Annotated in this window: 19 protein-coding genes; 11 read left to right on the top strand and 8 right to left on the bottom strand. The window is 38.7% G+C overall.

Features of this window, described 5'->3' with window-relative positions:
* Positions 1 to 48: 48 nt before the first annotated feature.
* From P1X15_RS28075 to P1X15_RS28055, 5 genes are all read right to left on the bottom strand, one after another.
* The gene (locus P1X15_RS28075) at positions 49 to 234 is read right to left on the bottom strand and encodes a hypothetical protein (protein ID WP_277341452.1); all 186 of its coding nucleotides are present in this window, start codon (positions 232 to 234) and stop codon (positions 49 to 51) included.
* A 418-nt stretch (positions 235 to 652) separates the two neighbouring features.
* The gene (locus P1X15_RS28070; protein ID WP_277341451.1) at positions 653 to 991 is read right to left on the bottom strand and encodes a cupin domain-containing protein; all 339 of its coding nucleotides are present in this window, start codon (positions 989 to 991) and stop codon (positions 653 to 655) included.
* 102 nt (positions 992 to 1093) lie between these two features.
* Entirely contained in the window at positions 1094 to 1321 is a 228-nt protein-coding gene (locus P1X15_RS28065) for a general stress protein CsbD (RefSeq protein ID WP_277341450.1), read from the bottom strand.
* Positions 1322 to 1628: 307 nt separating this feature from the next.
* The gene (locus tag P1X15_RS28060) at positions 1629 to 1931 is read right to left on the bottom strand and encodes a phosphoribosylpyrophosphate synthetase (protein WP_277341449.1); all 303 of its coding nucleotides are present in this window, start codon (positions 1929 to 1931) and stop codon (positions 1629 to 1631) included.
* A gap of 238 nt (positions 1932 to 2169) precedes the next feature.
* A complete protein-coding gene (locus P1X15_RS28055) occupies positions 2170 to 2730 on the bottom strand; it encodes an AraC family transcriptional regulator (RefSeq protein ID WP_277341448.1) in 561 nt (186 codons plus the stop codon).
* 530 nt (positions 2731 to 3260) lie between these two features.
* Between P1X15_RS28055 and P1X15_RS28050 the strand changes: the two genes are divergently transcribed.
* Positions 3261 to 5030: an LIC_10190 family membrane protein gene (locus P1X15_RS28050; RefSeq protein WP_277341447.1), complete on the top strand. Its 1770-nt coding sequence runs from the start codon at positions 3261 to 3263 to the stop codon at positions 5028 to 5030.
* Here P1X15_RS28050 and P1X15_RS28045 read toward each other — a convergent pair.
* Positions 5027 to 5482 (bottom strand): hypothetical protein, encoded by a 456-nt coding sequence (locus tag P1X15_RS28045; RefSeq protein ID WP_277341446.1) that lies wholly within the window; start codon positions 5480 to 5482, stop codon positions 5027 to 5029. The two genes, P1X15_RS28050 and P1X15_RS28045, sit on opposite strands and share 4 nt — an antisense overlap.
* 83 nt (positions 5483 to 5565) lie before the next feature.
* Here P1X15_RS28045 and P1X15_RS28040 point away from each other — a divergent pair, with 83 nt between their 5' ends.
* From P1X15_RS28040 to P1X15_RS28020, 5 genes are all read left to right on the top strand, one after another.
* Positions 5566 to 5934 (top strand): hypothetical protein, encoded by a 369-nt coding sequence (locus tag P1X15_RS28040; RefSeq protein ID WP_277341445.1) that lies wholly within the window; start codon positions 5566 to 5568, stop codon positions 5932 to 5934.
* A 497-nt stretch (positions 5935 to 6431) separates the two neighbouring features.
* Entirely contained in the window at positions 6432 to 8018 is a 1587-nt protein-coding gene (locus P1X15_RS28035) for an McrB family protein (protein ID WP_277341444.1), read from the top strand.
* 48 nt (positions 8019 to 8066) lie between these two features.
* Positions 8067 to 9215 (top strand): VWA domain-containing protein, encoded by a 1149-nt coding sequence (locus tag P1X15_RS28030; protein WP_277341443.1) that lies wholly within the window; start codon positions 8067 to 8069, stop codon positions 9213 to 9215.
* A 51-nt stretch (positions 9216 to 9266) separates the two neighbouring features.
* On the top strand, positions 9267 to 9509 hold the full coding sequence (locus P1X15_RS28025) for a MoaD/ThiS family protein (RefSeq protein WP_277341442.1): 243 nt from the start codon (positions 9267 to 9269) through the stop codon (positions 9507 to 9509).
* A 41-nt stretch (positions 9510 to 9550) separates the two neighbouring features.
* A complete protein-coding gene (locus P1X15_RS28020) occupies positions 9551 to 10396 on the top strand; it encodes a hydroxymethylglutaryl-CoA lyase (protein ID WP_277341441.1) in 846 nt (281 codons plus the stop codon).
* Positions 10397 to 10473: 77 nt separating this feature from the next.
* Here P1X15_RS28020 and P1X15_RS28015 read toward each other — a convergent pair whose 3' ends face one another.
* On the bottom strand, positions 10474 to 10998 hold the full coding sequence (locus P1X15_RS28015; RefSeq protein ID WP_277341440.1) for a DUF2480 family protein: 525 nt from the start codon (positions 10996 to 10998) through the stop codon (positions 10474 to 10476).
* Between the two features lie 216 nt (positions 10999 to 11214).
* On the opposite strand from P1X15_RS28015, the gene P1X15_RS28010 reads away from it, so the two are divergent.
* A complete protein-coding gene (locus P1X15_RS28010) occupies positions 11215 to 12633 on the top strand; it encodes a CCA tRNA nucleotidyltransferase (RefSeq protein ID WP_277341439.1) in 1419 nt (472 codons plus the stop codon).
* 39 nt (positions 12634 to 12672) lie between these two features.
* Here P1X15_RS28010 and P1X15_RS28005 read toward each other — a convergent pair whose 3' ends face one another.
* Positions 12673 to 12996 (bottom strand): hypothetical protein, encoded by a 324-nt coding sequence (locus P1X15_RS28005; RefSeq protein ID WP_277341438.1) that lies wholly within the window; start codon positions 12994 to 12996, stop codon positions 12673 to 12675.
* A gap of 202 nt (positions 12997 to 13198) precedes the next feature.
* Between P1X15_RS28005 and P1X15_RS28000 the strand changes: the two genes are divergently transcribed.
* The 4 genes from P1X15_RS28000 to P1X15_RS27985 all read left to right on the top strand — a co-directional run bounded on the left by P1X15_RS28000 (position 13199) and on the right by P1X15_RS27985 (position 16570).
* Positions 13199 to 13354, top strand: a complete 156-nt coding sequence (locus tag P1X15_RS28000; protein WP_277341437.1) for a hypothetical protein — start codon at positions 13199 to 13201, stop codon at positions 13352 to 13354.
* Positions 13355 to 13632: 278 nt separating this feature from the next.
* On the top strand, positions 13633 to 14370 hold the full coding sequence (locus P1X15_RS27995) for a hypothetical protein (RefSeq protein WP_277341436.1): 738 nt from the start codon (positions 13633 to 13635) through the stop codon (positions 14368 to 14370).
* Positions 14371 to 14665: 295 nt separating this feature from the next.
* Positions 14666 to 15145, top strand: coding sequence for a hypothetical protein (locus tag P1X15_RS27990; RefSeq protein ID WP_277341435.1), 480 nt, complete (start codon positions 14666 to 14668; stop codon positions 15143 to 15145).
* A 30-nt stretch (positions 15146 to 15175) separates the two neighbouring features.
* Positions 15176 to 16570: a SulP family inorganic anion transporter gene (locus P1X15_RS27985; protein WP_277341434.1), complete on the top strand. Its 1395-nt coding sequence runs from the start codon at positions 15176 to 15178 to the stop codon at positions 16568 to 16570.
* The last annotated feature ends 659 nt before the right edge of the window (positions 16571 to 17229 follow it).

The raw sequence follows: 17229 nt of genomic DNA, 5'->3' as shown, positions 1-17229 counted from the left end.
AAATAAAAAGCTGTTTGTGAAGTAGAATGGGATTTGTACTAAAAACAACTATTCAGGAGATGCTGTCGCAACAAATGGCATTAGTTCTCTTTCAAAATACGCAAGTTCTGTATGTGTAGGATTTTCTTTAATTTGGCAATAATAAATTCTGGAAAGATGACTCATGATGATTAAGGGTACCGTTGGCGCTATTTTAGAGCATACAATGTCGCCTACTTGATATTGATTTTCCATGAATAAGGGAGGTTTTTAAAAATAACTTTATTGGTTTATGAAAGGAAAGGTTGTTGGTTGTTTGTGGTTCTATTTTAAATAGCTTCTAAAATGGGGTATTCAAATGAATAGACAAAACCCATGTTATACGCTTGGAGTTTTCTGTCAAAAATTAAGAAAGTGTCGACGGTTTTTGAACTTGATTTTTTTGAAAATTTATGTTTTTTAGATCTTATTCTTATAAAAGTTTTTGTTTAAATTATCAAAGGGGATTTTTTTATGGTTTAGAGATAATTGATTTGCTTCTATGACCTTTACAAAGAGAAGTAGAATGCCTGAAAGCACCGAAAATAAGTATGATAGGCGTCCTTACCTAGGCTCTATGAGACTTTATATAGTTGATTTATTTTATTATGAGAAAAATAAATAGAAAAACTGCTTAATCATATCCACTTTTGATGATAGTAGACAACATTTTAAATCTGACATTAGCTTTAATAATGTTCCGGGAGTGAGACGGAATGATGATGGATTGTCCCGTCTCTAGTAGATTGGACTTATCATCAATTACAACCTCGGCAGTCCCCTCAATAACTTGAATAAAAGTATCGAAAGGAGAGATTTTCTCAGTCATGACTTCACCGGTATCGAATGAGGCCACACTTATATTTCCTGTTGTTTTTTTTAAAATAGTCTTAATTACTACTGAATTTGGGACATATTCAATGAGTTCAACAATGATGAAAATCTTAGATTTTTCGAATTCTGAATGTTCCAATAGATGAATAGATTTAAATAGGCAAAAAATAAAGTTATTTACTTGTATTTTTTGCCTATATAGTTGTATGATGTACTACTTACCCAATGCGACTTAAACTTCCTATAGTTGCCCTTTTTTAATGATATTAATCACCTCCACTCGTTTTTTGTTTAGTCGATTCTCTACTCTATTCAATAACTCATTTTCTTTCCCTGCCTCAAATTTTAAATCATCATCAGTTAGTTGCGCAAACTTTTCTTTTAATTGTTTGGCCATAGTATCCCAATTTCCAGTAATTTTAAAATTCTCCACGGTTGTATTTACGGTTCTGTTTTTGGACAAAGACATGTTTTTTTGATTTAAAGTGTTTTTTTAATCTATCCAACAAAAGTAGTAAGTGTTTAACGTTAAAATGTTACAGATTTTTTGTAAAAACTTACATATATCACAGGCTAAGATTGAATAAAGTAGTTTCTAGCCTTAAGAGCAATGCATTGATGTTTTTGTGTTTTTAAAATACAATGAGCAGGTTGTGAATGATCCCTTGATAGATAGCACACGTTTGCTTCGGAAAAGTATTTATTTGCTAATTTTAATTTAGCATTGGTCTCTACTCTCAAAGTTTCTATGGCGCAGTGTTGTAAGAGGTCCATAATTAATTTGTATGAAGTTTCTCAAGCCATAAATTGGTGCTAGATTCGGCATATATACCATGAGCATTTATCAAAATCCCCTTTAAATGGTATCTTTTAGAAGAGATAGCGTATATGATACTTTGATTTGAAGGGTCAGAGTCTTCATCAAAACGAAAATGTTTATCAATCTTAAAGGATTGTTGGTTGAATTTTTGAGATGTTTTTGGGTTTTTGACGAAGTATTGATTTAAGTTGAAATCTTCTGTATAACCTTCTGCTTCGAGCCCTTGAATTGCGTCAAGTAATGTTGAATAGTTCTGCATTTGGAATCTATTTAGACAAATATTATAATTTCCATAATAACTAAAACGTCTCAGTCGATCTGCTGAACCTGTTTTTTTGTTGATAATTTTATTAAAAAGTCTGTATAGGATTTTTAATGAATCATTTTTATGAATAAGTAGAGTGATTTTTATTTTTTATGGATGTGTTTTATCTTTGCAAAGATAACTATGGTTATTTAGATAAATGTTACATATTTATGAGGTAATCTTATAGATGTTACATATTTTCTAAATTATCTTTTCGTTTTTGTTTGAGTTGTTTGTAAAAAGAAGGGGAAAGGCCTGTTATTTTTTTGAATTGATTAGATAAATGAGCCACGCTACTATAGTGCATTTTATAGGCAATTTCGGTAAGATTAAATTCATCATATAGCAGTAGCTCTTTTACTCTTTCGATTTTGTGGATGATGATAAACTGTTGTATTGTGATACCTTTTACTTCCGAAAAAATATTTGACAAATAAGTATAATCATAATCAAGTTTCTCACTGATGTAATCGGAATAGTTGGTTTTGGGTAGATCTTCTGAATAATGAATCATCTCAATGATTACATTCTTTATCTTTTCAATAAGAATCTTTTTTTTGTCATCTAGCAATTCTAATCCTGATTTCAGCAAATTGATTTTGAGTTGTTCCTGCTGACTTTCAGTCACATCGGCTACGGTTTCAACCATGCCCAACTCAATCGTCAGGTCGTTTATTCCTAATTTTTGAAATTCTTGTTTTACTACCATTTTGCATCGCAAACTCACCATGTACTTGATGTATAGTTTCATATCGTATTGGGAGAGTATGGCCACAAGCTTGTGGTCTCATGGCCAAAGAGTAATTTGTTGACTTAATAAAAGAGCGCTAAGGCTTGTGCGGGAAGTCCTTGGCGGTGTCGAGAAAAGGCCGAGGGAGAGAACTATCTAAGTCGATAATCTACAATCAAGAAATACAGCTACATATTTTACTAATGTAAATATATAAAATTAAATGGTATGTATTGCAGTACTAAGAGAAATATATCAAATATTGTTTTGGTATGTGTGTGGGTGGGAGTATGGCGTTTAACTATGTTTTATAAAATTACAATGTAGGTGCTATTTTGTGTGAAAATTCGCAAGGTATTTACTTGTAAAAAAATGATTGTATAGTGTTAAATTGTTTATAGTCTGATAGTTATTGCGTATTTTTGAATGAAAGATATGGATTTATCTTGCTATAAATATGTCTAATAAAATAGTGAATTAGCCTGTTTGTTTGTCCGTAAATCCCCATTTTTCTCAGAATAATTATACCCTACTCACAGAATAATTACGTTATGTTGCTTATTTTCCTCTGGCTTTTGCTTGGGCTTACTTGCTTTTACTATGGCTTTTTCTTTTATCAACGGCTGTGCTCTTATGCTATTATTGAACCTTCAAAGTCTATAGAGGGCAGTGAATTGGTAATGGCTGGTTTGGGGTTGTTTGTGATTTTGACTCAACTTTTATCCTTGTTTGTTCCTGTCAACTATTATATGGGCGCAGTATGGCTTATAGGAGCGGGAGCCATTGCATTGAGGTATGCAAAAGAATTGAGGCATTATTATAGGAGAGCTTCGACCGCCGATAACACGACTATGCTGCTATGGATTGGAATGGCTTTGATTGTATTTTGCTATTCTACTCTCAGCCCCGACCATACCGACAGTAGTATTTATCATTTGCCGTCTATTCGATGGAGTGAGGAGTATAGTGTAGTGCCTGGACTTGGCAACCTTCATGGAAGATTGGCATTTAACTCAAGTTTTTTTGTTGTCTCATCGGCGTTAGGAATGACCGCACTGCTGGGGCAAACTTTGTTTCCAATCAATGGTTTCCTGTTTGTGTTAGTAAGCTTGATACTGCTCAAACGGATCAAATCTGCTCACCCCACTATCTCAGTATTGGCAGCAGGATGTTTAGTAGTTATATTTTTTTATTTATTACGTTTTGTTTTTTCTCCTACACCCGATATTGCCGCTACGTTATTACCATTGGTGATATTTTTTCTGTGGATAGAAAACAAACCTACTTTTTCCTTCCAAACAGTGCTTATCGTACTGCTTGTTTTTGTATCGATTACTATCAAACTAGCCAATATTCCGCTACTATTGGGATTGATGTTTATTGCGTGGCCTATTCGTGCTCAGCTCACACTCTCAAAGATAAGTTTGGTAATAGGTATTGGGCTATTGCTCATGGTTCCTTGGGTGATTCGTAACATCATTTTGTCGGGTTATTTGTTATATCCTTTTCCTGGGATTGATTGGTTTAGTGTGGATTGGAAAGTACCTTTAGAACGAGTCATTCATGAGCGCGACTATGTAGCGTTTTGGGCGAAGTTTCGGGTGCATGAGTCTTTCATGAATACAGATCTTTTGAAGCAGCCTTTCACCGAATGGTTTCCTGTATGGTGGGAGCGCCAAGGCTATTTCTTCAACAAACCCATTTGGGTTTTGGCCGTCATTTCACCTTTAATTGTAGCAAGTCATTGGTTCGATACAGACAGAAGAAAGCGTGTTTTGCCACTGTTAGGGCCATATATAGTAGCTTTTGGGGGATTTGTGTTTTGGTTTTTGTCGGCACCAGATTTTCGATTTGGATATCCGTTTATCTGGTTTTCAGCTTTGGCTCCTTGGGCGATATTTTTGCCCGAATTCCAAAATCGGGTAAGCCTTAACAGGTTGAAAGTAGGCGTTGTAGTGAGTGTTATGGTAGCAGCTAGTGGGTATTTTATAGGTTTTCATTTGATTAAAAATGAGTTTCCTATCCACCAGTATTTGCTTATCCCTAAACCCTTAACTTACAAAAGTGTAGGTTCTTATGAGCAAGTTTTCAAACCAAATCGTACGAGTAGCGGATTGACGATTTTTACGCCAGTAGGTGCTCCTATGAATCAAAATTGTTATGAAGTCCTGATGTGTTCTCCATTTTTTTATCCAGACCTAAAACTCCGAAATCGTGAAATATCGGAAGGGTTTAGGAGTACGCTTACTTCCGAAAAATCGTATTTGTCACAGTACTTACTCAAAACTTATAAAGCAGACAAAGACCGAGGAAAGCTTTAGTGAGTGATACTGAAGATGCTGATAAACCTTTCGTCTAGTGCCTGAATCCGCGCTGGAAATAGGGGGACAAAACTACCGTCTTTTTGGAGCAGTGTATCAGAGAGAGGGATTTGTCGATGTTGTATTTTTTCGATGATGTCGCTTACTGTCACAATGTAGCTCTCATACAGTACATCTATTCGAAATGTGGCCTTTAGAATGGTTGTATTGGGGGGCGAAATGAGTTTGCCTGTTAGTACACCTTGTGCCTGAAAATTATCTAATTGTACGTATTGTTTGGCTCTTAATACGTCAAGGAGGGTTTCAACAATGATGGGTGTGTCCATGTCTTTTATCTCCACTGTCTCTGACCAAAGTAAGTTGTGATTGTTTGAAATAAAACGGTCTTTGGTAAAAACTTGAGCATATACAAAACCAGGAAACAATAAAATAAGCAAAATACGGGAGGTCATTACACAAATATGCTTTTGGAAAAAAGTAAACCACTCAATATGATTACTCATAAGATATAAACTTATTGAGCCAGACACTGTTGATGATGCGACATATTCTAAACCTTATAGCGCCGCCTTTGGTAGATAAAGCCTTGATTGTTCAGAACCTAAACGAACTGCTGCCCCAATATGAGCTATTAGACATTGAGGAGTTTCGAAAAAAACAAAAGCGAAATGCCGACGAGATAGAAACAAACGCTTGGCGTGAGCTTTGGCTAGCGGCTTTGCAGACCGAGTATGCTATCATCGTGACCGAGGGAGAATCGATTCATTTGGAAATGATGATTGAACGACTTTGGCGGGCACCAGGCACTCACATTTTTACGCTCACATTAGAGCCTTCTGCTCTTGCGCCTCAGCAAGTAGCAGCCAGAATCATCCAAAATTTGCCAGAAGATTTTAAGGAATAGCTTTTGGTGCTTTTTATAACAGAAAATCCCGCCGGTTAGAAGAACCAGCGGGATAGTAACTAATTGTACATAGAACAAATGTTCGCTTACCTAACGGATTGTGTTTGTCATTTATTTCGAGATTTAAGGATTATAAGTGACAGTCCGTTAATAGTCAATCGTTGTCTGTCAACTGTAAATTTCAGATTATCAGTCGATTAATTCTGTTTTCAGGGTAAAAAATAATATATACTAATTTTGAGAAAGTATATACTATATTTTATGAAGGAATATGAATTGATTAATTGGTGGATAAACGTTTGTTTTAATATACCAAAATGACTCAGGATAAGTGGGATGCTGTAATAAACTTATGCACTAAGCTTTAAACATTAGGCATTTTTAATAAAAAGCTTATGGCTTACAGCCTAAAGCGTAACTAGAAGTTTCGTTACAAAATTGAGAGAGTTTTGTAATTTGCGGAGGGAAGGTAGTTTTAAAAGAAGATTTGAAAAGGAATGCAATATACAGAAGTAGAAAGGGATATTTTGGTCAAGCAAGTACGTCGTATCAATCAGCACGATGTGTTGCGACGTTTTTTGGCACTTTTGAAAGAAATGATTGATAGTTTAGATATTCCGCCAAATTCTGCCCAAATCTCCTTTACTATTAGTGATAAACACCCTCGGATTACAATCAATCTCAATAATCATACCGTCTTACAGATTTCGGGACGCAAAGAAAATGTGAGAGTGGCAATGTTGTTTAAGAAAGAGGCATTGACCAAAACGCCCCTAAAAAATATCAAATTTGAAGAAAAAGGAATCTCGGACTATCGTTTGGGATGGATTGGATACGCTGACAAACATCTGCTCCAAAACGACAATATCGTGCAGTATTGGATTGATTCTCTTCAAGAACTGAAGCAATTGGCCGCTTCGACCAATCATCGTGAACTACACAATCATGCAGTGTATGTGGCAGCAGAAGAGGATGCTTTTAAAGCCGAGATTTTTCGGATGGTAGATAAGCAATATCAAGAGAGAGTTGAAACCACTGCTGAGGTCAAAGAACAAGAAAATAGTTATAAAAAAATTCAGGAACGTCCTGCGATTCCGCTCAACTATATCTTGTATGGCCCTCCCGGCACGGGTAAAACCTACGAACTTCAACAACTCTGCCAGGGGTATAACTATAAATTTGTGACATTTCACCAATCCTTTAGTTATGAGGAGTTTGTGGAGGGAATTCGCCCCGAAACCCTAGGCGACAAAATTAGCTATCGAGTCCGCAAGGGGATTTTTTTTGAGGCTTGTTTGGAAGCAATCAGGCAGGCCGATTATCATTCTTTTGAGGGGTGTATTGGAGATACGGTCGAAAATCGACAACAAAAAATGGCGCAAGCGGCACCTGTATTGATTGTGATTGATGAAATCAATCGGGGCAATATCGCCAAAGTATTCGGAGAGTTGATTACGTTGTTGGAGCCTTCTAAGCGGCTCGGGGCCGACCAAGAGTTGTGGCTCACACTCCCTTACTCGCAAGAGCGTTTTGGGGTTCCTTCAAACTTGTACGTAGTAGGAACCATGAACTCCGCCGACCGCTCCATTGCCTTATTGGATACGGCACTACGTCGTCGATTTCATTTTGCCGAGCGTCCTCCCAAAGAGTCACTTCTTGACGATGTAATCATTGAAAATACCGACTTGGGTAAGCTACTGAAAACCATCAATGAGCGTATTGAGTTTTTGTATGATCGCGACCATGTCATTGGACATGCCTACTTTTGGGGAATAGATACTTTCGAAAAACTCTGTAAAGTGATGAGAGACCAAATCGTCCCTTTGCTTCAAGAGTATTTCTACGACGATTGGCGAAAAATCCAGTTGGTACTGGGCGACAATGAGCGTTGGGAAAAGCCGCTGGATTGTCAATTGGTACAGGTGAAAAAGCAATATACTTCATCGCTCGAACGCGAGCTTTTTGGGGAAGACCTCGACTACGCCGAAAATAGAATTACCTTTCAACTCAATGCGGCCCTCGTAGAAGGGCGTTTTGATGATTTGCCCAAGGATATGTTTAAGTGGGTTTATGAGAAAAAATAGATATTTTGTTAAAAAACTGAATCTTCTGAATAAAACTTCTCCGCATAGGTGTCAAATCTCATCACTCGCCAAACCGAACTTTCGGCTCATATAGTTGCTTTTAGCCGTTTTTTAAGGGCAAAGGGAATCGCTATAGGCCCAGATAGAGAAGCCGATGCTCTCAAAGCATTGGCCGAAATCAATATGGGAGATGAACTTCAATTTTATTTGGCTTTGCGTAGTATCTTTCCCCAAAACAGAAAACAGCTTCGGGAGTTTGATGAATTGTATGCGAAATATTGGAAAGAACTAGCCAAAGCCGTGGATGCCAAAATCAAAGACGATGCCCAAGAAACCAATACTAAAAAGAAAAAAAACAAACAGAATGGCGAAGCCTCTTTTGAAGCACTGAAAAACTGGCTACATGGTAATCGACAACCAGAGGTAGAGGAATTGGCATCTTATAGCATAGGTGAATCACTTTCCCAAAAAGATTTTGGCTCGTACACCGACGAAGACTTACACGAAGCGCGGCAAATCATCAGACTGCTGGTGCAACGCATGGCCAAAACCATGAGCCGGCGCTATACGGCGGCGCGGAGTGGAGGGCATTTGGATTTGAGAAGGGTATTGCGCAACAACTTCCGCAAAGGAGAAGAAATCATAGATTTGTTTTACCGCAAGCCCGCCCGCAATAAAATACGGCTTGTGTTGTTGTGTGATGTAAGCAAATCAATGGAGATTTATAGCCGCTTTTGGGTGCAGTTTATGTATGCTTTCCAAAACCTATATCAATCTATCGAAACCTTTGTTTTTAGTACACGTTTGTGCCGAATTACGGAAGATTTAAAAGAAATGGATTATACCCAAGCGCTTGAAAATCTTTCCGAAAAAGTTCCAAACTGGTCGGGTGGGACAGACATAGGAGCTGCTATAAGTGAGTTTACAGCTCAATATGCCATGCGAAAACTTAATTCGCGCACTATTGTCCTGATTGTGAGTGATGGCATGGATGTAGGCAATGGTGATGATTTAGCCCAAAATATGGAGCGGATTCGTCGGAAAGCTCGAAGGGTGATTTGGCTCAATCCGCTGGCGGGCTCACCCAACTATCGTCCCGAAGTGAAAGCCCTAAAGACGGTTTTGCCATATTTGGATTTACACGCTCCCGCTCATAATCTTGAAAGTCTCAAAAAAGTAGTAGAACAATTGCGATGAATGTTTTTGAAATAAGAACTGTTGTAACGACTATAGACATTTTGGTATCGCATGAACTTAAAAATTATCGCTTTTGGCATTGCCAAAGAAATCATCGGGCAGCTGGAACATTCAGTGGAGTTGGCAGACACGGCTACGGTGGCTGATTTAAAAGCAGTTTTGATTCAACAATTCCCTGATTTTCAAAAATTAGCTTCTCTTCGAGTGGCTATCAATACCGAATACGCCAACGACGATGCGGTGCTACGCGTTAATGATGAAATTGTACTGATTCCGCCCGTTAGTGGAGGCTAAAAATGTGTTAATTGTCTAATTCTCCTAAATATATCTATTCCTTGAAACTCATCGAATGCCCACGGGATGCCATGCAAGGCCTTCCTAATTTTGTACCGACAGAAGTCAAAATCAACTATTTGAATAACCTCCTGCAAGTAGGGTTTGATACGCTTGATTTTGGGAGTTTTGTTTCTCCCAAAGCCATTCCTCAAATGCGTGATACTGCTGAGGTGGTAAGCAAGCTTGATATGTCGGCTACCAAAACCAAATTGCTCGCGATTATTGCCAATCTCAGAGGGGCAGAAGAAGCGGCTCATTTTGACGAAATTAGTTATTTGGGTTTTCCTTTGTCGGTCTCCGAAACCTTCCAACTCAAAAATACCAATAAAACCATTGAAGCGGCTTTTGGAGAAGTAGGCGAAATTCAGAATGTTTGTGTAAAATCAAACAAACAACTGGTGGTTTATTTGTCAATGGGCTTTGGCAATCCTTACGGTGAAGCTTATAGCCCAGAGATTGTGGAGCAGTTTGCCGAGCGATTGGTAAAAATGGGAATCCACATTATAGCCCCTTCGGATACCATAGGAAGTAGTACTACCGACGCTATCAAAACATTGTTTGGACACCTTATCAAACGTTTTCCTGAGGTAGAGTTTGGGGCTCATTTACATGCTAAATCAAGTCATGTGCCCAAAAAAGTAAAAGCTGCTTTCAAAGCAGGCGTCAAAAGGATGGATTGTGCGGTAAGAGGATTTGGAGGATGCCCGCTTGCCGAAAATGAGCTTGTTGGAAATATGGCTACTGAATTGGTAGTAGGGGAGTTGCGGCAGCTAGGTGCTAAGCTCGAGATTGATGAAATAAAGCTAGCACAGGCTATGTTGGCTTCTCAATATGTATTTGGGTAGGAAGCAAAGTGAGAGGTTCCAAGTTTTCAAAACTTGGAACCTCTACTTATCTCTAAAGCTAACCCCATTGGCATCTTTTAAGTGGTAGGAGCCAATGCTTTGGGTCTTTTGTAAAGTGGAACCGTGCTGCAAGGTTCACCAAACATTAAAGTTTGAACGACGGGCTGAAGTTTGCGGGTGATTTCTACATAAGCTGCCGTCGGAACGGGATGCTTACTACAACCTTTCACTACCACGCGTGCATCTCTATATTCTTCAGGGTCGATGCTGGTGATGGCATCAAAAAAAAGCTTTTCTTCCAAATCATTTAGGTCTCCAAAAACCACCGTATGGGCATAAGGGCTTAGGTGTAAGGTCAACAGCATATAGGCCCAAGTAGGAATGATGGCCTCTTCACTACAGCCCACTGCCACATTTTTGCCTGTGTATTGGGACCAATCATGATTTTTTAAGAATTCTCTAAAATCCTTCTCTTTCAGAATCATCCCCATGAAGAGATTGTCTTTCAGGTCATAAACCACTCGCTCTCCTTGATGATAATAATCTTCTAAGTCTAAAGTAATAAGGCCGCTTTTAGCTACGCGATTGATGATTTCTTCCATTTTCTATATCGTTGTGGGTGAATGGTTCGCTACAAACCAAATATCCCTATCTGTTTTTTAAAAATAAGGCTAAACTATACTCGTATTCTAACAAAGATTGACAATCGAAAGTTTGACCCAAAAAAGATTCCCTCCTTTTTTAGACGCTTTTGTAGGTTTTATCAATACTTACAGCGTGACAAATGCTACCTTTGTAGATTGTAAAGTTAGTTAAAAATGAATTTTCGCGAAGTTTTAGAAAAACATCCCATATTTGAAGTGATTGCTCAATGTGCTACTGACCTGGGCGTAGATGCTTATGTGATAGGTGGTTATGTGAGAGATTTGATACTAAAGCGTCCCTCCAAAGATATCGATGTAGTAAGTGTAGGCAGTGGCATCGCCTTAGCCGAAAGCGTGGCACACAAGCTTGGTGTCCAAGTCAATGTCTTCAAAAATTTTGGGACGGCTCAGTTGAAAGTAGAAGATTTAGAGGTGGAGTTTGTAGGGGCGCGTCGTGAATCGTATCGTACCGAATCCCGAAAACCTATTGTGGAAGATGGTACACTACAAGACGACCAAAATCGCCGTGATTTTACCATCAATGCCATGGGGATAAGCCTGCATTCCAATACCTTTGGGGAGTTGGTCGACCCTTTCAATGGCATGGGAGATTTACGAAAAAAAATAATCCGAACCCCACTCAATCCCGAAATTACATTCTCTGACGATCCGCTGCGTATGATGCGAGCGGTGCGCTTTGCGTCTCAGTTGAACTTTGACATAGATGCCGATACCTTTGACGGGCTGATTAAAACCGCTGAGCGAATTGATATCATTTCAAAAGAACGTATCAATGACGAACTCAATAAAATCATATTGTCGTCAGTGCCCTCATATGGATTCAAATTGCTACACCAAGCGGGTATCTTAAAAAGAATATTTCCGGAGTTTGTAGAACTGCTAGGCGCTCAATATCAAGATGGTAAAGGGCATAAAGATAATTTTTACCATACTTTACAAGTACTAGACAATATCTCCAAAAATACAGACAACCTTTGGCTGCGATGGGCAGCCATCATGCACGACATAGCCAAGCCCGCCACCAAGCGTTTTGACCCTAAAGTAGGGTGGACTTTTCATGGACATGAAGACTTGGGAGCGCGCCTTACGCCACGGATTTTTCGTCAAATGAAGCTCCCGATGAACGAAAATATGAAGTTTGTTCAGAAGCTGGTGCGGTTGCATTTGAGACCTATTGCTCTCACTAAGGAAGAAGTCACAGACTCAGCATTGCGGCGGCTCCTTTTTGATGCGGGAGATGATTTGGAAGCACTCATGACGCTTTGTAGGGCCGATATTACTTCCAAAAATCCTGACAAAGTCAAGAAGCATTTGACCAATTTTGATAAGGTTGAGCAAAAACTCTATGATTTAGAAGAAAGAGACCAAATCCGAAATTTCCAGCCCGTGATTTCGGGTGAAGTCATCATGAAAACATTTGGTATTTCACCCTCCGCCGAAGTCGGTATCATCAAAACCGCCGTTCGTGAGGCTATTTTGGACGGTATTATTCCTAATCTTTATGAGCCTGCCTTTGCTTTTATGGTTGAAGAAGGTAAAAAATTAGGACTTACTCCCCAAGCAGTTTCTTAAACTTGGCAGTAGCATTTGGGGGGCGAGTTTAGGAGGGTTTTATTTGGGCTTCGCAATCGGCATTTCGTCAATACCTAAAGTACTCAAGGTAGGATTGAGGATTTGGGGGGTAATGGTGATTTTGAATACTTTGTTGCCCGCTACATCAAAATCACAACTATACTTTCCTTTGGCGTGTAGGCTTCGGTATACGGCCGAATAATTGAGCTTAAGAGGCCACCCGTTGAGGGCAAGTTGAGCGGAGATGTTTTCGATAGTCTTCTTCAAATTTGAAAAATAACACATAAACGGTTCTCTCTCTCGGAGGTTGTTGAGGGCGCCTATATAGGTGACTTTTACTTCGTATATCGTTTGTTGCAACATCGCTTAGGGGTTGGGATAAGTGTAGTTTAAACTACTTTTTGCAATAATAATCCGTTTTTTTGAAAAATTATTACATTATTTTCTAATGAAGCTTGACTAGCTAATGGGGCGAAAGCACTTTTAGTGGTTTTTTATAATCGCTGTTTTTTTAGACTCCCACATGGAAGGATGGAGCAGCACTAGGTAGTTTAAACTACATTTTATGAAATTTATTCACTTTTTGAAAAATTATGATATTATTTTTCAAGACGCAAACTATTTAATAGGGTTAAGCGTTTTATATACATCTGCGTTATTCAGCCATCAAAGCCGCTTTCTATTAGAAGCGGCTTTTGCTATTTTTAATCGTCCTGCTTGAGCACTTGTATCCTACTCCCTAGTCTAAGGTTTTACGCTTTTGAAGAGATATGTCTGTTTTCTTTCTGTTAGCTGCATTGCAAGCAATATCTCCCCTGAATTTAGACATACTACGTATGTTTCTTTTCCTTTTCCTTTGATTTTTATGAGAAAATGGCTTGAAATAAAAAATAATATTTTGGCGCGTTAATTTCTTGTAGGGCTGTTAGTTCGTGTGTAAATTGCGCTTACCAAAAATTACTTTTGTGCTCATTCATTTAAAAGTGCCTTTTTTCATACATGAAGAAACTCTCCCTGCTGTCTTTGTTTTTTTTTGCTTCTTTTTCAAATTCTTTTGCTCTCGAAAAAAACGCCTGGAACGATTTTGAGGGAAAAATTGGTACCTCAGAAATGAGAATTTCTCTTTTTCTTTTTGATGATGGAGCCATCAAAGGAAATTATCTCTATAAAAGATATCAGACTAAAATTGAAATCACAGGACATCTGAAAGGAGATGAAATCGAACTAACCGAAACTTTCAACGAAAAAGAGACGGGTTTTTTTAAAGGAAAAGTGATTAACGATGATCTGGAGAGACTTGAAGGAGAGTGGAACAACCCTTCTGGTACCAAAAGAGTAAAGTTCAAAATGACCCTAGCCACTATTTGTAGTGGAAGCTATGAGCGTCGTTATAGTGATTTGTACGGTACAACAGTCGAGGTGGAGGGGTTTGTGAAGCGGGTCAAGTCGGCGATATTGATGAATGACAGAAGATGGCTCTCCAATCATGTTTGTTATCCTATTTCGGTGGTTGTGGGTAAAAAACAACTGGAAATAGTAGACCCCAAAAGTTTTTCGAGGATGTTTAACGTGATATTTCATCCAAAATTTAAAGCCGATTTGCCGTTTTATTATTGGGCCAATCTTTTTACGGATGGCCAAGTGGCGGTATTTGGACAAGGACAAATCTGGATTAACAATAAGCCTGATGATGGCGTCACTCCTTTAGATTATTGTATCGTAGCTATCCACAACTGATTCACTTCTATGCCCCTATCTTTGGGGAACCTCTTCTGAAGCTTTCTTGGCTTTTTTTGAGATTTTATATGCCTTTTTATTGGAAGAGACTTTATTTTGGTATATTCTAATCCCTTTTTAATCTCTTCATCTATATTCTAATTACATTCTAATTCAGGTCTTAGGTGTCTTTAATGTGGCTGTTGTAGCTTTGTAAGTGTAGAGACAAAGCTTCAAAAGTTGGTCGAATTGTATATAGAATTTTGCTTAAAAAATCTTAAACAAAATTCACACAACTAGATTTCCTAAGAAACGTATGAAAAAAACGATACTCATCCCGACCGATTTTTCTATTGAATCTTTGATGTTGTTGAAGCGAGCTATAGTGAATGTGGAAGCGGATGAACTGGATATTATTTTAATGTTTTCGGCCTATTCGCCAGATTCTATTACGGAGTTGTTGTTTTACTCTCCCAAAGAAATGGTAGATAAATTAATAACCAATGATTTTAAGGAAGCCTGTAGTATTCTCCAAAACAAATACTCCTCCAAAATAGCGAGTATCACCATAGAAGTATTTCATGGGGAAAGCAGAAGCGTATTTAATCATTTGGTCGAAAGCCGGCAAATACAAGAGGCAATTATTCCTAAGAAATATACTTTTAGACGTCATAAAAATAGCTTTGACCCACTGCCTTTTATTCGCCAAAGTTCACTCCAAATCACCGAAATAGAGTGGGAAACTAACAAGAAAAAGCCCGAAAAAGACAGTATTGCGGAGTTGTTTTTGGATTGAGACAAAATCAAATCGTAACCAAATACAACAATGAACCACGCAAAAACGCCTACTACTATCAGCGGGCGCCTCAAATTGTTCTTTACTTTTTTTGACAGTAGGTGGGAAGACCTACAACGGCACAATTGGAAAACAACTGTATATCGAGATTTTAGTGCGGGGCTAATTGTGGCGATGACGGCCATTCCGATGGCAATGGGCTTTGCAATGGCCATGGGAATGAGACCTGAGCACGGCATCATTGCGGGAGCATTAGCCTGTGTAATAGGACGGACTTTCGGAGGTTCTAAATATCAAGTATATGGCCCTACGGCGGCTTTTATTCCGATTGTAGCGGCTTTGATTGCAAAATACCAGACCAATGGTGGAAGTTTTGAACAAGCGCATGGGTTCCTTATTTTTTGTTCGATTTTGGCCGGAATTACTTTGGTTATCTTCGGGATTTTTGGGTTAGGAAAATACGCCAAATTGGTTCCTAATTCAATCATCGTAGGTTTTACAGTGGGTATTGCTACCGCGATTGCGCTTACCAACTTTGAAGATATTTTGGGGATAGAAAGTTTTAAAGATTTGCTAGGGCAGGATGAGGATATCAAAGGCGGAATTTTTAAGAACATTGGCGCTGCATTGAATAATCTCGACAAAATCAACCTATGGTCGGTCTTTTTGGGCGTGCTGACCTTCGCATTGACCAAAACCCTGCTGCGGATTTCGATTTTTATTCCTGGGCCAGTGATAGCGATGGGAGTAGCTACTTTGTTGTCTGCTACGGTACTATCCGACAAAGGCATTATTTTAGTGAAAGACATTTATGGCTCTATTCCCAACAATTTCTTTGTGTTTACGGCGCCTTCATTACCTGCCATGACTTCAGCCGTGTTTTTAGATATTATTTATTTTGTGGGAGCGATAGTGTTTGTGTCTGGTGTAGAGAGTATTTTGTGCTCATCGATGGCCGACAAACTTGCTGGCAACAAAGGCACACCTTTCAATCCTGATAAAGAATTTTTTGGGCAAGGCATGGTTCAAATCATCGCCCCTTTGGTACAGGGCTTTCCTTGTACGGGTGCGTTGGCAAGAACTGCCACAAGTATCAAAGCGGGGGCGCAGACTCCTTTGGCGGGTTATTTCAAAGCTGTTTTGAAGCTTAGTATGGCCTTTTACTTGGCTCCCTATTTGGAATTGATTCCTATGGCATGTATTGGCGGGATTTTGGTATGGGTAGCTAGCAATATGATTAAACCTGCCGAAATCAGAGAAATAAAAGCTTTAGGAAAGTTTGAGTTTGCCATGATGGTATACACCGCTGTAATGGTACCTGTTACGGACTTTCTTACGGGAGTGCTTTCGGCAATGGTGCTTTATTTTGTGGTGCATAAATTTTATGCAAGAAAAAGAAAACCAAAATTACCAATACCCGCCTAAGAGCTATCATGAGTGTAAAAGAGTCTGAATACCAATGGGTGTAAAGTTAATCGTTATTTGTTGTGTTGATTGCCAGATACTTAATGGTGATTTTGGCCTCGTTTAATGCTGTTTTATTACTTAAGTATATACGCAAAATAAAACAAGACTACCCTGAATCTCCTCAAACCCCACGCCTTTAGGCTGGGGCTAAAAATAGGGCAATATCAAAGGGGCTTTAGCCCTGACTTTCAACTATGACACTTAAAAAAGTCAGGGCTAAAGCCCTTAACTTTTTATTACTTAAGTATATACGCAAAATAAAACAAGACTACCCTGAATCTCCTCAAACCCCACGCCTTTAGGCTGGGGCTAAAAATAGGGCAATATCAAAGGGGCTTTAGCCCTGACTTTCAACTATGACACTTAAAAAAGTCAGGGCTAAAGCCCTTAACTTACCCTTGTTAATTTCTGCCCCCAGCCTAAAGGCGTGGGGTTTGAGCATCAAATATCCAGCCTCATTTAGCTTAATTACTTAAGTAACTAAGCTAAATACCTTGTTTAATTAGTTTTTTTATATTTTATATTATTTGGATTAACGTGCGAATAGTGCCGATTGAGCGTATTTCTGGCAGACTCGCATGAGAACTGCCAATCTATGGTAGTCTTCTTATCCATTC

The sequence above is a fragment of the Runella sp. MFBS21 genome (assembly GCF_029433105.1).
In the GTDB taxonomy this organism is placed as follows: domain Bacteria; phylum Bacteroidota; class Bacteroidia; order Cytophagales; family Spirosomataceae; genus Runella.
Note: the sequence above shows the minus strand (reverse complement) of the source record. Positions and strands in the feature narration are given on the sequence as shown.

Excerpts from the sequence above, each read along its gene's own strand:
- P1X15_RS28010 (WP_277341439.1), top strand. The coding sequence starts at position 11,215 with ATGAATTTTCGCGAAGTTTTAGAAAAACATCCCATATTTGAAGTGATT.
- P1X15_RS28035 (WP_277341444.1), top strand. The coding sequence starts at position 6,432 with ATGCAATATACAGAAGTAGAAAGGGATATTTTGGTCAAGCAAGTACGT.
- P1X15_RS27995 (WP_277341436.1), top strand. The coding sequence starts at position 13,633 with ATGAAGAAACTCTCCCTGCTGTCTTTGTTTTTTTTTGCTTCTTTTTCA.
- P1X15_RS28040 (WP_277341445.1), top strand. The coding sequence starts at position 5,566 with ATGATGCGACATATTCTAAACCTTATAGCGCCGCCTTTGGTAGATAAA.
- P1X15_RS27990 (WP_277341435.1), top strand. The coding sequence starts at position 14,666 with ATGAAAAAAACGATACTCATCCCGACCGATTTTTCTATTGAATCTTTG.
- P1X15_RS27985 (WP_277341434.1), top strand. The coding sequence starts at position 15,176 with ATGAACCACGCAAAAACGCCTACTACTATCAGCGGGCGCCTCAAATTG.
- P1X15_RS28015 (WP_277341440.1), bottom strand. The coding sequence starts at position 10,998 with ATGGAAGAAATCATCAATCGCGTAGCTAAAAGCGGCCTTATTACTTTA.
- P1X15_RS28060 (WP_277341449.1), bottom strand. The coding sequence starts at position 1,931 with ATGCAGAACTATTCAACATTACTTGACGCAATTCAAGGGCTCGAAGCA.
- P1X15_RS28050 (WP_277341447.1), top strand. The coding sequence starts at position 3,261 with ATGTTGCTTATTTTCCTCTGGCTTTTGCTTGGGCTTACTTGCTTTTAC.
- P1X15_RS28075 (WP_277341452.1), bottom strand. The coding sequence starts at position 234 with ATGGAAAATCAATATCAAGTAGGCGACATTGTATGCTCTAAAATAGCG.
- P1X15_RS28000 (WP_277341437.1), top strand. The coding sequence starts at position 13,199 with ATGAAATTTATTCACTTTTTGAAAAATTATGATATTATTTTTCAAGAC.
- P1X15_RS28065 (WP_277341450.1), bottom strand. The coding sequence starts at position 1,321 with ATGTCTTTGTCCAAAAACAGAACCGTAAATACAACCGTGGAGAATTTT.
- P1X15_RS28005 (WP_277341438.1), bottom strand. The coding sequence starts at position 12,996 with ATGTTGCAACAAACGATATACGAAGTAAAAGTCACCTATATAGGCGCC.
- P1X15_RS28045 (WP_277341446.1), bottom strand. The coding sequence starts at position 5,482 with ATGACCTCCCGTATTTTGCTTATTTTATTGTTTCCTGGTTTTGTATAT.
- P1X15_RS28055 (WP_277341448.1), bottom strand. The coding sequence starts at position 2,730 with ATGAAACTATACATCAAGTACATGGTGAGTTTGCGATGCAAAATGGTA.
- P1X15_RS28025 (WP_277341442.1), top strand. The coding sequence starts at position 9,267 with ATGAACTTAAAAATTATCGCTTTTGGCATTGCCAAAGAAATCATCGGG.